General features: G+C 70.4%; 11 protein-coding genes and 2 pseudogenes. 5 read left to right on the forward strand and 8 right to left on the reverse strand.

The genetic code is table 11. The features are described from left to right. Nucleotides 1-75 precede the first annotated feature (75 nt). Entirely contained in the window at nucleotides 76-1,707 is a 1,632-nt protein-coding gene (locus BJ961_RS21975) for a PucR family transcriptional regulator (protein WP_271414520.1), read from the forward strand. 62 nt (nucleotides 1,708-1,769) lie between these two features. Continuing rightward, nucleotides 1,770-2,342 (forward strand): dihydrofolate reductase family protein, encoded by a 573-nt coding sequence (locus tag BJ961_RS21980; protein ID WP_271414521.1) that lies wholly within the window; start codon nucleotides 1,770-1,772, stop codon nucleotides 2,340-2,342. Nucleotides 2,343-2,407: 65 nt separating this feature from the next. On the opposite strand, the gene BJ961_RS21985 is transcribed toward BJ961_RS21980, so the two are convergent. The 4 genes from BJ961_RS21985 to BJ961_RS22000 are packed head-to-tail and all read right to left on the reverse strand — an operon-like array spanning nucleotide 2,408 to nucleotide 7,873. Beyond that, nucleotides 2,408-4,789 carry a beta-xylosidase/alpha-l-arabinosidase gene (locus BJ961_RS21985; RefSeq protein ID WP_271414522.1) on the reverse strand — a complete coding sequence of 794 codons (2,382 nt, stop codon included), beginning with the start codon at nucleotides 4,787-4,789 and terminating at the stop codon, nucleotides 2,408-2,410. After that, nucleotides 4,786-5,604, reverse strand: coding sequence for a carbohydrate ABC transporter permease (locus BJ961_RS21990; protein WP_271414523.1), 819 nt, complete (start codon nucleotides 5,602-5,604; stop codon nucleotides 4,786-4,788). Before BJ961_RS21990 ends, BJ961_RS21985 begins: the two co-directional genes overlap by 4 nt. Further along, the gene (locus BJ961_RS21995) at nucleotides 5,601-6,557 is read right to left on the reverse strand and encodes a carbohydrate ABC transporter permease (protein WP_271414524.1); all 957 of its coding nucleotides are present in this window, start codon (nucleotides 6,555-6,557) and stop codon (nucleotides 5,601-5,603) included. Before BJ961_RS21995 ends, BJ961_RS21990 begins: the two co-directional genes overlap by 4 nt. Before the next feature lie 11 nt (nucleotides 6,558-6,568). Beyond that, a complete protein-coding gene (locus BJ961_RS22000) occupies nucleotides 6,569-7,873 on the reverse strand; it encodes an ABC transporter substrate-binding protein (protein WP_271414525.1) in 1,305 nt (434 codons plus the stop codon). 138 nt (nucleotides 7,874-8,011) lie between these two features. On the opposite strand from BJ961_RS22000, the gene BJ961_RS22005 reads away from it, so the two are divergent. Together BJ961_RS22005 and BJ961_RS22010 are read left to right on the forward strand one after the other, a co-directional pair. Continuing rightward, a complete protein-coding gene (locus tag BJ961_RS22005) occupies nucleotides 8,012-9,061 on the forward strand; it encodes a LacI family DNA-binding transcriptional regulator (RefSeq protein ID WP_271414526.1) in 1,050 nt (349 codons plus the stop codon). 271 nt (nucleotides 9,062-9,332) lie between these two features. After that, nucleotides 9,333-10,670: pseudogene (locus tag BJ961_RS22010) on the forward strand (SMI1/KNR4 family protein); the annotation flags it as partial. A gap of 83 nt (nucleotides 10,671-10,753) precedes the next feature. On the opposite strand, the gene BJ961_RS22015 reads toward BJ961_RS22010, so the two are convergent. Further along, a complete protein-coding gene (locus BJ961_RS22015) occupies nucleotides 10,754-11,320 on the reverse strand; it encodes a GNAT family N-acetyltransferase (RefSeq protein ID WP_271414527.1) in 567 nt (188 codons plus the stop codon). Nucleotides 11,321-11,401: 81 nt separating this feature from the next. Next, nucleotides 11,402-11,716 (reverse strand): cupin domain-containing protein, encoded by a 315-nt coding sequence (locus BJ961_RS22020; protein ID WP_333782092.1) that lies wholly within the window; start codon nucleotides 11,714-11,716, stop codon nucleotides 11,402-11,404. Here BJ961_RS22020 and BJ961_RS22025 point away from each other — a divergent pair. Continuing rightward, on the forward strand, nucleotides 11,619-11,873 hold the full coding sequence (locus tag BJ961_RS22025) for a hypothetical protein (protein WP_271417287.1): 255 nt from the start codon (nucleotides 11,619-11,621) through the stop codon (nucleotides 11,871-11,873). The genes BJ961_RS22020 and BJ961_RS22025 overlap by 98 nt on opposite strands. A gap of 539 nt (nucleotides 11,874-12,412) precedes the next feature. On the opposite strand, the pseudogene BJ961_RS22030 reads toward BJ961_RS22025, so the two are convergent. Both BJ961_RS22030 and BJ961_RS22035 read right to left on the reverse strand, forming a co-directional pair. After that, nucleotides 12,413-13,573, reverse strand: a pseudogene (locus tag BJ961_RS22030) (IS256 family transposase); the annotation flags it as partial. Next, a complete protein-coding gene (locus BJ961_RS22035) occupies nucleotides 13,573-14,046 on the reverse strand; it encodes a hypothetical protein (RefSeq protein WP_271414528.1) in 474 nt (157 codons plus the stop codon). The pseudogene BJ961_RS22030 and the gene BJ961_RS22035, both read right to left, overlap by 1 nt. Nucleotides 14,047-14,066 lie beyond the last annotated feature (20 nt).

Raw genomic sequence — 14,066 nt, forward strand, 5'->3', positions numbered from 1 at the left:
CCTTCCGCGCTCCGAGCGCTCTTGCGCAGGTCAACGCCGCTTGCCAGAGTGACCAGGGTGGGCAGGGAGGCACCCGTGTGCGAGAACCGGCGGCCCGGCGCGGCGGGCCGGCCGCCCACCGTGGCCGACGTCCTGGCCCTGCCCGTCCTGGCCGGGGGCGATCCGCGGGTGGTCACCTGCGCGGAGCACGTCGACCGTCCGGTCCGCTGGGTCCACGTCACCGAACTGACGGACCCCGCCTCCTTCCTCAAGGGCGGCGAACTCGTCCTCACCACCGGTATGCCCCTGCCCGACGACCCCGCCGGTGTGCGCCGCTACGTCGACGAACTCGCCGCCGTCGGTGCCGCCGCCCTGGTCATCGAGCTGGTGCGCCGCTACCACCGGCCGCCCGACGCGCTGGTCCGGGCCTGCCGTGCGCGCGGGCTGCCCCTGGTCACGCTCGCCAAGGACGTCAACTTCCTGGAGGTCACCCAGGTCGTCCACACGCTGATCCTCGGCCACCAGGCGGACGCGATGCACCGGACGCAGCGCGTCCACGAGGCGTTCACCGCGCTCACCCTGCGCGGCGCGGGCCCCGAGGAGGTGGTGCGCGCCGCGTCGGAGATGGGCGGGCGTACGGTCGTGCTGGAGGACCTGGTCCACCGGGCGCTGGTCTGCGAGCCCTCGGGCACCACGGCCCGGGCCGCGCTCGCGGACTGGGAACGGCGTTCGCGCACCACGCCCGTCACCGACCGGGTGGACGTCTCGGGTCCCGAGGGATGGCTGGCGGCCCCGGTGGAGTACCGGGGCGAGACGTGGGGCCGGGTGGTCATGCTGCCCGGCCGGGCCTTCGGACCCGAGGACGTCACGGTGCTGGAGCGCACGGCGATGGCGCTCACCATCGCCCGTCTCACCCGCCCCACACCCTGGGAGCGCACCGCCCATCGCAACACGCTGCGCGACCTGGTCGAACAGCGTCACCGCTCCCCCGCGGACGCGCGGGCCCGGGTGGCGGCCCTGGGGCTGCCCGCGGAGGACGTCTCCTTCGTGGCCGTGCTCGCGGACCTGCCGCCCGAGGAGGACACCGCGGGCGCCGAGACGCGCCTCGCCGAGGAACTGACCACGACGGGGGCGCGGGCCCTCGTCGGGCTGCTCTCCTCCACCCGCGTCGGGGTGCTGCTGGCGCTGGGCCCGTCCCGGCCGTGGCGCGAGGCGGTCGAACGGCTGAGCCGCACGGCGCTGGACGCGGCTCCGGGCGCGGCCGTGAGTGTCGGCTCGCCGGCCGGTGACCTCGCCGGCGTCGCCCGCTCGTTCCGCGAGGCGGGCCGGGTCGCGGAGGCTACCGAGCCCGGCCGTCCGCCGCCGCCCGGCCGCTCCTTCCACGAGCGGTCGGACATCGGGCTGCGCCGCCTGCTGTTCGCGCTGCGCGACGACCTCCGCGTCCAGGACTACGCGGAACGGCAGTTGGGTCCACTCCTCGACCACGACGCCCGGCACGGCACCGGCCTGGTGGCCACCCTGCGCGGCTATCTGGACGCCGCGGGCAACAAGACCGTCGCCGCCCGGTCGGCCGGGCTGTCGCGGGAGACCGTCTACCAGCGGCTGCGTACCATCGAGCGGTTGCTCGGCCGCGACCTGGAGTCCGGTGAGCAGCGCACCGAACTCCACGTGGCCCTTCAGGCCCTGGACGCGCTCCGGGCGGGTCCGCCGTCCGGACCGGACCGATGAGTTTTCGGCCCGTTCCCGGTCGAAGGGGTGGACGGCCCGAACCGAACACCGAAGGACTTCACATGCGTACGTTGATCAGCACGGCCTTCGTCTCCCTCGACGGTGTGGTGGAGGCGCCGGGCGGCGAGCCCGGTTACCGGAACTCCGGGTGGACCGTCAAGGACGTGGACTTCGTCCCCGAGGCCTACGAGATCAAGGGCCGGGAGCAGAGCGAGGCCGCGGCGCTGCTGCTGGGCCGGGTCAGCTACGAGGCGTTCAGCCCGGTGTGGCCGGACCTGGCGGAGTTCCCCCGGTACAAGGTGATGCCGAAGTACGTCGTGTCCACCACCCTCGCCGAGGACGACCTGGTCACGAACTGGGGCGAGACGACGATCCTGCGCTCGCTCGACGAGGTCGCCGCGCTGAAGGAGACCGAGGGCGGCCCGATCATCGTCCACGGCAGCGCCACCCTGAACCGGGGCCTGTCGGACGCCGGCCTGATCGACCGCTACCACCTGCTGGTGTTCCCGCTCCTGCTCGGCGCGGGCAAGCGGCTGTTCAGCGACACGGACAAGGACGCGCAGCGGCTGAGGCTCGTCGAGCACGAGGTCTACGCCAACGGCCTGCAGAAGAACGTCTTCGACGTCGTTCGGTGAACCGCCCGCGAGCGGTGGTGCCGGGCATCGGGACGCGGGACCACCGCTCGTCGTCCGCCGGCGGCTCAGGCGCCCTCGGCGGGTTCCTGCGTGAACACGGCGTGCAGCCGCCGCGTGTGGTCGACCCGGCGTGCCGGCCCGGTGAGGGCGACCGCCGCCGTCAGACGGGGCTCGGTGCTGGACGCGGCGAACTGCAGCTCCAGGTCGCCCGGTTCGACGACGCGCCGGCCGTCGCGGCCGGTGAAGGAGGCGAGGTCGGCGGGTACCTCGACGCGCACCCGGCGGGCCTCGCCCGGGGCGAGCGGCACGCGCGTGTAGCCGACGAGTCGCTGCACCGGCTGGACGACGGAGGCGACGGGGTCGTGCAGGTAGAGCTGGACGACCTCGGTGCCGTGCCGTTCGCCGGTGTTGCGGACGGTGAGTTCGAGCCGGAACCCGCCGTCGGTGGACGCCTCCCCGGTGTGCGCGACGAGGTCGCTCCAGGTGAACGTGGTGTAGGCGAGTCCGTGCCCGAAGCCGAAGGCGGGCGTCGGGTCGATGTTGGACACGTCGCTGACGTGGGCGAGCCGCGCCCCGAGATAGGTGGTCGGCTGGGCACCCGTACCGCGCGGCACGCTGACGGGCAGCCTGCCGGAGGGACCGGTGCGCCCGCTGAGCACACCGGCGAGGGCGGCGGTGCCCTCCTCGCCGGGGAAGAACGACTGCACGATCGCCGCGGACTCGGCCACGGCCCGGCCGAGCGCGTAGGGCCGGCCGGCGAGCAGGACGGTCACGACCGGTTTGCCGGAGTCGAGCAGCGCGTCGAGGAGTTGCCGCTGGGCGCCGGGCAGGTCGAGGGACTCGGCGTCGCAGCCCTCGCCGCTGGTGCCGCGGCCGAACAGACCGGCGCGGTCGCCGAGGACGGCGACGACGACGTCCGCCTCGCGGGCCGTGTCCACCGCTTCGCCGATGCCGGAGAGGTCGCCGTCGTCGACGCCGGTGCCGCGGGCGACGGTGATGTCCGCGTCGGGGAACTCGGCGGCCAGGGCGGCGTGCAGGGTGGGCAGTTCGATGCCGACCGGGACGTCGGGGTGCTGCACGCCGACGTGCCGCGGGAAGGAGTAGCAGCCGAGTACGGCCGTCGCCTCGGCGGCGTTGGGGCCGACCAGGGCGATGCGGCGGGGCCGGGCGAGCGGCAGGGTGCCGTCGTTGGTGAGGAGCACGACCGCCTTCTCGGCGACCTCGCGGGCCAGTTCCCGGTTCTCGGCCCGGTCCAGGTCGATCCGGCCGCGCAGCGCTTCCGGGTCGTCCAGGTCGGCGCCGTCGAGCGCGGGCGGGAGGGGGTTCCAGTCCGGGTCGAGCAGTCCGAGCGCCGCCTTCTGGGCGAGGACCCGGCGCAGCGCCCGGTCGACGAGTGACTCCGGGACACGGCCCTCGGCGACCGCCTCGACGAGTGGCGTGCCGAACGTCTTGACGGTGGGCAGCTCCACGTCGACGCCCGCCGCCAGTGCGGCGCCCGCGGCGTCGGCCCAGTCGGCGGCGATGCCGTGCAAAGTCTTGAGGAAGGCGATGCCGAAGTAGTCGGCGACGACGGTCCCGTCGAAGCCCCAGGTGTCGCGCAGCAGTCCGGTCAGCAGCGTCTCGTCGGCCGCGGCGGGCACGCCGTCGATGTCGGTGTAGGCGTGCATCACGGAGCGGGTGCGGCCCTCGCGGACGGCCATCTCGAACGGCGGCAGCAGGACGTCGGCCCGTTCGCGGGCGCCCACGGAGGCGGGGGCGAGGTTGCGGCCGGCGCGGGAGGCGGAGTAGCCGACGAAGTGCTTCAGGGTGGCGACGATCCCGGCGGACTCCAGGCCCTGGACGTAGGCGGTCCCGATGGTGCCGACGAGGTAGGGGTCCTCTCCGATGGTCTCCTCGACCCGGCCCCAGCGGGCGTCGCGGACCACGTCCAGGACGGGTGCGAGGCCCTGGTGGATGCCGACGGACCGCATGTCGCGGCCGATGGCGGCGGCCATCGCGCGCACCGCGTCCGGGTCGAAGGTGGCGCCCCAGGACAGCGGGACGGGGTAGGCCGTGGCTCCCCAGGCGGCGAAGCCGGCCAGGCACTCCTCGTGGGCCACGGCGGGAATGCCGAAGCGGTTGGCCGCGGCGATGCGGGTCTGGGTGCGCATCAGGGAGAGCGCGCCGAGCGCGGGGTCGACGGGAACGGTGCCGAAGGGGCGGGTGAGTTGGCCCAGCCCGGTGGGGAGGAGGGCGTCGAGGTCGACGGCCTCCTCCATGTCGTGCTGGTGGGGGGCGACTTCGCCGCCCTGGTCGGAGGCGCCGACCCACACTCCGTAGAGCTGGGCGATCTTCTCCTCGAGGGTCATCGCGCCGACGAGCGCGTCGACCCTGGTGGCGACGGGAAGGGTGGGGTCGTTCCACAGGGGGATTTCGGGGGTGGTCTCTACGGCCACGTTGGCGGTCACTTTCCTCCGACGCCCATCAGCCCCTGGACCAGGGCGCGACGGGCGAACAGGTAGACGAGCAGGATGGGCACCATGGACAGCACCACGGCTCCCAGCAGACCGGGGATGTCGATCCCGTGCGCGGTCTGGAAGTTGTACAGGCCCAGCGTGACCACCTTGGTGGACTCGGACTGGGTCAGGACGAGCGGGAACAGGAAGCCGTTCCACGCCTGGAGTGCGGAGAACACCACGATCGTGGAGAGTCCGCCGCGGGACAGCGGCACGACGAGCTGGAAGAACATGCGCCGCGGGCTCGCGCCGTCCATCGCCATGGCCTCGTACAGCTCCGGGGAGATGTCGCGCATGGAGCCGCTGAGGATCAGGGCGGACATCGGCAGGCAGAACGCGGCCGTGGGCAGGATGACGCCGAGGAGGTTGTCGTACAGTCCGGCTTCGCTGATCAGGTAGAACATCGGCACGATCACGGCCTGGGCCGGGATGGCGAGGCCGAGCAGGAACAGCCGGAAGATCGCCGACGTGGTTCTGCCGCGGCTGCGGACGATCGCGTAGGCGAGCGGCGGGACCAGCAGCAGCACGATGCCGATCACGCAGGCGGTGACGACGAGTGTGTTGACGAAGTACTGGCCGAAGCCCGAGTCGAAGGCGCCGGTGAAGTTGTCCAGCGTGAAGCTGTCCGGGAGGGAGACCGGCCCGTTCTCGGCGTAGTCCTGGCGGGTGCGCAGGGTCGCGGCGAGCATCACGTACAGCGGCAGGCCGACCAGGAGGAGCCAGACGAGCGAGCCGACGCCGGCCAGGTAGTTCGGTCGGCGCCTCATGACACACCCTCCGCCGAGCTGCGCATCTTGTCGTAGCCGGAGACCCGGACGACGATCAGCGAGATGATCGTGGCCGCGACGACCAGGGCCAGGGCGATCGCCGAGCCGGTGCCGTAGTCGAAGCTCTTGAACGCCTTGTCGTACATGTAGTAGGCGCTGATGGTGGTGTCGGTGCCGGGGCCGCCCTGGGTCAGGATGAGGACCGTCTCGAAGGTGGTCAGGCCGCCGACGATCATCAGGATCATCGAGGTGATCATGGAGGTGCGCAGCTGCGGCAGCGTGATGTGGAAGAACTGCCGGTAGCGGCCCGCCCCGTCGATCTCCGCCGCCTGGTACAGGACCTGCGGGACCGCGCGGGCGGCGCCCTGGTAGATCAGCGTGTGGAACGGAGTGAACTGCCAGGTGCTGACGAACGCCAGCACCCCGATGGCGGTGGCCTGTTCACCGAACAGGTTGCCGTCGCCGAAGAGCCAGGTGGCGTCGGCCGGGATGCCGAAGTTCGGGTCGAGCAGCGCCCGCCACAGCACGGACACGGCCGTGGCGGACAGCAGCAGCGGGATGAAGTAGATGACCGAGAGGACGGCGCGGTTGCGCTGGTGACCGGCGGCCCAGACGCCGAGCAGGATGCTCAGCGGGGTCTGCATGACCACGCCGAGCGCGGTCAGCAGCAGGGTCAGCCAGATGCTCTTCAGCATCACCGGGTCGTCCATCAGGCGCGACCAGTTGTCCATGCCGACGAACTCGGGCGAGCTGAGGCCGTCCCAGCTCATGAAGGACAGCACCGCCACCATGATCAGCGGGACGATCGCGAAGAGGGAGAAGAACACTGCGGCGGGCAGCGCCCAGGCGAAGCCGGGGCGGCCCACCTTCGTCGCGGACGAGGCGGGCGGCCGCCGCCGGGTCCCCTTGCGGGGTCCGGCGGCGGGCCGGGCGCTCGTGATCTGTGTGGTCATGAGCCCGTTCGTCACTCGGTCGGGAGGGCCTGCATGGCCTTGATGAAGCCGTCCGTGTCGAGCGTTCCGTTGAAGAACTGCTGGATGGCCTTGTACATGTCCGAGCTCGCCTTCTGCGGGTACGCCTGGTCCCAGGACAGCTGGAACGACGGGGCGTCGGTGACGAGGTCGTACTGGAAGCGCGAGTACTCGGGGGTGCCTGAGGTGTCGATGAACTTGTCGGTGTTGGTCGTGGTCGGCAGGTTGCCGATCTCCAGGTGTGCCTTGACGAACTCGTCGGAGTACATGAGCTTCAGGAACTCGGCGACGGCCTCGGGGTGCTTGGTCTTCTTCATCACCGAGTAGTAGTTGTTGGGGTTGCCCGCGACGTCGGCCGGATCGCCCTTGCCGCCCTCGACGGCCGGGAAGGCGGTGTAGCCGAGGCCCTTCTCGGCGAACTCCTTGTGATCCGTCAGCTGCTGGGAGAAGTACCAGGAGCCCATCAGCTCGAAGCCGGCCTTGCCCGAGGCCACCAGCTGCACCGAGCCGCCGTTGGTGTACTTGACGGAGTCGTAGTTCTTGCCGAAGGCGCCGGCGTCGACGAGTTCCCTGATCATGCCCAGGGCCTTCTTGCTGTCCGGACTCTCCCAGGCGCTCTTGTCGCCCCCGATGGCCTTCGCGAACAGCTCCGGGCCGGCTATGCGGTCGTAGAGGTACTGGAACCACATCTGGGTGGGCCAGACGTCGCCGCCGCCGAGCGCGATCGGTGTCACGCCCTCGTCCTTGAGCTTCTTGACCGCGTCGAGCAGCTCGTTCCAGGTCTTCGGCGGCTGGACGCCCGCGTCGTCGAGGACCTTCTTGTTGTGGAAGAGCAGGACGGGCTGGGTGCCGCGCATCGGAACGCCGTACGGCTTGCCGTCGACGACGGCGTTGTCGAAGACGGCCGGCAGGAACTTCTTCTCCAGGTCCGGGTTCTTCTTGATGAAGTCGTCGAGCGGCAGCAGCAGGTCCGCCTTGACGAACGGCTTGATGCTGCCGCCGCCCCAGTTGTAGAAGATGTCGGGGGCCTGCGAGGTGCTGATGATCGTCTGGAGCTTCTTCTGGTAGTCGGCACCGGGGATGGTGTCCAGGACCGCCTTGACGTCGGACGTCTTGTTGAAGGTGTCGACGATCTGCTGTTCGACCTTGTTGCTGGCGTCCCCGTAGACCAGGACATGGATCTTGCCGTCGTCGGACGACGCCCCGCCGTTCCCGTCGCCGCAGGCCGACAGGCTCAGCGCCAGGGCGAGCGTCGCACCGGTGGCGACCAGTCTGGGCAAGCGCGCACGTGTCTTCATCGTTCGCCTTTCGAAAGTTTCGGCATCATCACCGAAAGTCCATGCTGGTCGGACAGTAAAGTGAGACGGGATTTCTGGTCAATGGCCGTGCGCCTGCCGACTCAAAACGTTATCGACCCCATGACCTATCCTTCCTGCATGCACGAGGAAGTTGAGGTGGGCGCCAGGGTGACCCTGGCCGAAGTGGCGAAAGAGGCGGGGGTCTCTCCTCCGACAGTTTCGAAGGTCCTCAACGGTCGTTCGGATGTCTCCCGCTCCACCCGGGCCAGGGTGGAGCGGCTTCTCGAGGTGCACGGCTACCGCCGCCGGAGCCCGAGCCCACCGCGCTCGCCCCTGGTCGAACTCGTCTTCCACGAGTTGGACAGCGTCTGGGCGATGGAGCTGGTCCGGGGCGTGGAGGACGTCGCCAAGGCCCACCGGACCGAGGTCGTCCTCACCCGCAGCGGTACCCGGCACGCACCCGCGCCGGACTGGATCGAGGGCGTGCTCGGACGCAGGCCGCTGGGTGTCGTGCTGGTCTTCTCGTCGCTCCCCGCGGAGGTCAAGCAACGGCTCCGGTCCTGGAACATCCCCTTCGTCATCGTCGACCCGGCCGGCGACCCCGATCCCGACGTCCCGTCCGTCGGCTCCGCCAACTGGGCCGGGGGTCTGGCGGCCACCCGCCACCTCACCGACCACGGGCACGAACGCGTCGCCATCATCACCGGGTTCGAGGACATGCTGTGCTCACTGGCCCGGCTCGACGGCTACCGCTCGGCGATGACCATGGCGGGCCTGCCGCTCGACCCGGCCCTGGTGCGGCACGGCGAGTACGACGTGCAGAGCGGCTACGCACACGGCACGGACCTGCTCGCCGGCCCCGACCGGCCGACGGCGATCTTCGCGGGCAGCGACCTCCAGGCCCTGGGCGTGCTGGAGGCGGCCCGCGTCAGGGGCCTGAGGGTGCCGCAGGACCTCTCGGTCGTCGGCTACGACGACGTACCGCTGGCCCAGTGGTCGAGCCCGCCGCTGACCACCGTCCACCAGCCGCTGCGGCACATGGCCGGGGAGGCCACCCGCATGCTCTTCACTCCGGACGATCCCGGCCGGGCCGGCCGGCGCATCGAACTGGCGACGCATCTCGTCGTACGGCAGAGCACGGCGCCGCCGGGCGGGGCGCCGCGGGCACCCGTCGGCACGGGTGCGTGACGGCGCCCCGCAGCGGCCTACCGGCCCGGATCGGCGGGCACGTCGGTCATGCGCTCGTCGTAGCCGGTCGCGGGGTCGACGACGCGGCCGGCGGCCCACCAGTTCTCCCGGGCCGTCTCGAAGGCCACCAGCATGACGTCCTCCTCGGGGACGTCCGCGTAGAGCCGGAGGTTGCCGACGATGGGGCGAGTACGCGCGGGAGGGGTCCTGAGGGGCTCGTCGCCGTGACGTGCGGCACGGCGCTGTCAGTGGCGGGTGCCAGCATGGGGACATGACGAAGAACTCACCTTTCGACTGGCGGTCCTTCCTGCTCAAGTGGAGCGAGGAGTGGGCGGATTCCCTGCCGGACGGCGAGGCGCGGGACGAAGAGGACGAGGCCGCCCGGCAGGCGCGGTGGCTGGGGTTCCCGCCCGCGTCCGAGGAGCGGATCACGGACTTGGAGGAGCGCCTCGGCCGGCGGTTGCCGCCCTCGTACCGCGAGTTCCTGAAGACCACTGACGGCTGGCGGCACGCGGGCGGGTTCGTGTGGCTGCTGGCGGGAACCGCGGACGCGCACTGGCACGACGACGAGATAGGACTCGCGGTCATGCTCGAGGAATCCCTGGACGAGGACGCCGGGCCCGAGGAGCGGCGGGACGTGGACGTCTGGCGAAATGGGCTGCAGCTCGACGTCGAGTCCGACGCCACCTACGTCCTGCTGGATCCGGAGGACGTGGACGAGGACGGCGAGTGGGCCGTGTACACGTGGGCGAGCTGGCGGGACGAGTCGCGGCACGCGAGCTTCCTCGAGTTCATGCGGGACATGTTCCGGGAGTTCCACAGCCTGCTGGCTCAACCGGACGATGGGGAACCGGAGTTCGCCAACGACACGACGCGGATGCTGGACGCCCGAGTGGAAGGGGCCCGGCTGGAGGCCCTGCGCGGCGACTGGGAGCAGGCCGAAAGGACGTTGGACGAGGCCAAGGGGTACAACAGGCCGCGGGCCGCCGGGCTCGGCGACCAGATACGCCGCCTGCTCGGACGCACCTGCACGGTGAGATTCGACGGCCTGGTGACGGACCCGCGATACGCGCCCGAGCTGCTGCCGCCCCTGGTCGCCGAGCACGTGGCGCACTCGTACCGGGAGGACTCCGCGCTGATGTGCCCCCTGCGGGGCGCCGACGAGGATCTGGTGTCACTGGCCTACGCGACGCTGGAGCAGGTGCGCGGCGGCACGTACCGGTACACGGCGGCCGGACCGTTCGGGGAGGCGGTCGAACAGGCACGGGAGTTGGCGCGGCGGGGAGAGACGGACCGGGCATGGCGGACCCTGATGGACGCGGTGCCCCTGTGGGAGCCGCTGGGGCCGGACCACCTGGCGCCACTGGGGTGGGTGGCCGACCCCGTACTCGGACCTCTGCTGACCCCGGAGCGGGGCCGCGAGTTGCTGTCGACTCCACGGGGCGGGCAGACCGGTGCGGCACCGCGGCCGCCGGCCGGACTCGACCCGGGTGGCGCGGACGGCGCGGGCGGCCCGGAGTGACGCGCGGAGCCCGACCACGGCGGCAACCGCGCGTTCTGCCGGTTCGTCCTGGTGGAGGGGGTCGAGCCGGAGGACCTGCCCGCGCGTCCGACGCGGACGGGGACGGCGGCACCCCCTCCAGAAACCAACGGCGGCAGCACCGGCCAGGGAGCCTGAAGCAGGCGGCGTGGTCAGGCGTCCTCGCGACGCCAGACCATGCTCCGCCCAGCCTCCGCCGCGGTCTGCGGCTCGTCGGGTTCGACGCGCAGCAACCGGTACCCGATCCGGGGCGGGATCGCGGCACTGCGGACGTTGGCCTCGTCGCAGTGGATCTCCATCGCCTCGACGCCGAAAAGCCCGAGGCCCTCCTCCGTCAGGGCGGCCGCGGCCCCGGTGGCGAGTCCGCGGCCGGTGGCCGGCGAACAGACCCAGTAGCCGATCTCCAGGACACCGGCCTCTCCGTTCGGGAACATCGCGCCCCCGCCGAGCACCTTGTCGAAACGGTCCGGCGGAGTCAGCACGTAGACGAACGACCGGCCGGCGTCCCAGTCCGCGTCCTGTTCGACGCGGAAGCCCTCGGTCTCCTCCCGGGTGGGCGGACGCCGGGCCCAGCGAAGCCACTCCCCCAGATGCCCGACGTCGGCGGCGACGGCGGCGATGAACGCGTCGTCCGGGACAAGTGAACGCCGGCGCAGTACGGAACCGTCCGGCAGTTCGATGTTCTCTCGCGGAAGCCTGGAAGGAGATCCCTCTGTCATGCCCGCATCCTGGCCCACCCGGCCGGCCACTTGAAGAGGACCGGCACCGGCCCTGGCGAATACGACGACTGTCCGGGGCGCTCAGGTGCGGAGGTGGCTCCGTTCGCCGTTGTGGTCGAGGATGACCAGGATCTCGGCGGGGCCGCGGTCCCCGCGGACGGCGTGCGGGGTCATGGTGGAGAACGAGGCCGCCTGACCGGCCTCGACACGGATGACGCGCTCGCCCAGGTAGAGGACGACGGTCCCGGACAGCACGGTGAACCAGTCCCGGCCCGGGTGGACACCCAGGTCGTCGGGGGTGACGCCGCCCGCCTGGGGCTTCCCCCTGTTCCTGCCCGAGGACACCGGTGTCGGCCGGCCCGGCCTCGAGGCCCTCCTGCACGCCGCCACGAACACCCGGCCGCCCCACGAGTGGACCGACCACCTGCGGGGCGCGGGGTTCGTCCTCGAGGAGCGGCGGCCCTTCGAGATCCGCCTCGACCGCACCGAGGCAGGACCGCCGCCGGTACTTCCGGCGGCGGCCTCTCGCTCGCGCACTTCGAGCCCTGGCTAGTGCTCAGAGCCCCTCTCGGGCATCGCCGCGTACATCGCGTAGTACTTCGCATACATGTGGGCCAACTTCGGCCCATGCCCATCGTCCCGCATGGCCAGGAACTCAAGCAGGAGGGACAACAGCAGGTCAACAGCCTCCTGCTGTTGCTCCGGCGTCAGCTGACCCAGTTTGTTCCAGCCCATGGGCTGGAGGTCGGGGAACGCCTCGTCAAGGACGAGCGCTTGCCATCCGAAGCTGGTGCATTCTCCCCTGCGCACGACCATCCACTCGGTGAATCCCCGCATGAGCCCGCCCGAGCGGGCCACGTCGAATCCGACGAGAAACATGTGCACGTTTTCGTACGATCCGTCGAGACCGTAGAGCCCCGGTCTGGATCGGACCTGCTCGATGGCTTCCCTGTCGTTCATGGATGTCCTTAGAACCCGAAATCGATGATGTCGCCGTAGTCCCACTTGGCCTTGTACTCCGCGATTGACTCCCCGCCCTTCGGAGTGAACGCGTCGTATACCCGGCCATTGAGTACTACTACGGCTTGGTAAGACGCACTTCAGGGCGGCCTGTTCCGTGGGGAAGTGTCCGCGAGCACGGACGGCCTTGCGGATTCGGGCGTTCACGGACTCGATCGCGTTGGTCGTGCACACGATCCGGCGGATCTCGACGTCGAACTGAAGGAAGGGCACGAACTCCGCCCAGGCCCGCTCCCACAGCCGGACGATGGCCGGGTACTTCGCACCCCATTCCTCCGAGAACTCCAGGAACCTTTCCGTGGCGGCATCCTCCGTGGGCGCGGTGTAGACCGGCCGGAGAGCCTTAGCGATCTTCTCCCAGTCCTGCCGGCCCGCGTATTTGAAGCTGTTACGAAGCAGGTGAACCACGCAGGTCTGCACGATCGTCGCAGGCCAGACGGTGTTCACCGCGTCGGGGAGTCCGGTCAGCCCATCGCAGACAAGCATCAGGACGTCGCGCACGCCCCGGTTCTTGATCTCGGTGAGGACCTGGAGCCAGTATTTGGCTCCCTCGCCGCCATCGCCAACCCATAGCCCCAGGATGTCCCGGGTCCCCTCGGCGGTCACGGCCAATGCCATGTAGACCGGGCGATTGGCAACCTGCCCATCCCTGACCTTGACGTGCACACAGTCGATGAAGACGACCGGATACACCGCGTCCAGCGGCCGGTTCTGCCATTCCACCATGCCCGCGACCACACTGTCGGTGATCGTGGAGATGGTCGACTTCGACACCTCGGTCCCGTACACCTGGGCCAGGTGCGCGGAGATCTCACCGTGCGTGAGACCCTTTGCCGACAGTGACAGCACCATCTCGTCGATCCCACCCAGACGCCGCTGTCGCTTCTTGACCAGCATCGGCTCGAAGGACCCCGCCCGGTCCCGCGGGACGGAGATCCCGACCGGGCCGACCTCGGTGGCCACAGTCTTGGACCGGTGGCCGTTGCGGTAGTTCTCCCGCCCGCCCTCGGCCCGCTCACCGTGCTCATGACCCAGGTGATCAGTCAGCTCACCTTCCAGCGCCGACTCCAGCACCCGCTTGGTCAGCTGCTGCAGCAGGCCGCCCTCACCGGTCAGCTTCAACCCGTCGGCCTGAGCTCGGGTCACCAGCTGACCGATCAGCTCGTCATCCACGGCGGCCGCCAGCTCGCCGACGCCACTCTCGGTACCGGTCTCACGCATCACGTCAGTCATCAACTTCCGCTTCTTGCTCGGGAGTTACACCGGTTACCGTACAGACCCGCTTGGTAGCCGTTGTCCCAGTTGATGGTCCCCTGACCACGATAGTTCCCGAAGAACGGGCCTGCTGGGCCAAAACGGACGACCTGACCATCGCCCAGACTGTCGCGGATCCGCTCGGCGCACGCTTGGCAGTCACCCGGACCGTTCGTGATCTGTGACGCGGCCTTGGGTAGCCCTGGAACATCATGCATCCCGCAGGGCAGGCCCGCCGCGGCCAGCGTCTGCACGGTGGACCTGCCCGCAACCTTGCAGCCGCGCTTGAGTAGTTTCAGTCTGCCGTAGGCTCTTTCGAGGGCTTTGAGTTTGGCTCCGATGAGGACGTCGGCCGCGAGCTCGCCACAGTTCTGGAGAGTCGTGTCCTGTATGCAGACCAGGAAGTTGCTGATGCCGGCGAGTTCTGCGGTGCCGTCCCAGAGCTGCTTCATGGCGTCGCTGAATTCGTCGC

Origin of the sequence: Streptomyces lienomycini (assembly GCF_027947595.1) — a bacterium.
Lineage (GTDB): Bacteria > Actinomycetota > Actinomycetes > Streptomycetales > Streptomycetaceae > Streptomyces > Streptomyces lienomycini.

Excerpts from the sequence above, each read along its gene's own strand:
- BJ961_RS22015 (WP_271414527.1), bottom strand. The coding sequence starts at position 11,320 with ATGACAGAGGGATCTCCTTCCAGGCTTCCGCGAGAGAACATCGAACTG.
- BJ961_RS21980 (WP_271414521.1), top strand. The coding sequence starts at position 1,770 with ATGCGTACGTTGATCAGCACGGCCTTCGTCTCCCTCGACGGTGTGGTG.
- BJ961_RS21995 (WP_271414524.1), bottom strand. The coding sequence starts at position 6,557 with ATGACCACACAGATCACGAGCGCCCGGCCCGCCGCCGGACCCCGCAAG.
- BJ961_RS22035 (WP_271414528.1), bottom strand. The coding sequence starts at position 14,046 with ATGAAGCAGCTCTGGGACGGCACCGCAGAACTCGCCGGCATCAGCAAC.
- BJ961_RS22000 (WP_271414525.1), bottom strand. The coding sequence starts at position 7,873 with ATGAAGACACGTGCGCGCTTGCCCAGACTGGTCGCCACCGGTGCGACG.
- BJ961_RS22005 (WP_271414526.1), top strand. The coding sequence starts at position 8,012 with ATGCACGAGGAAGTTGAGGTGGGCGCCAGGGTGACCCTGGCCGAAGTG.
- BJ961_RS21990 (WP_271414523.1), bottom strand. The coding sequence starts at position 5,604 with ATGAGGCGCCGACCGAACTACCTGGCCGGCGTCGGCTCGCTCGTCTGG.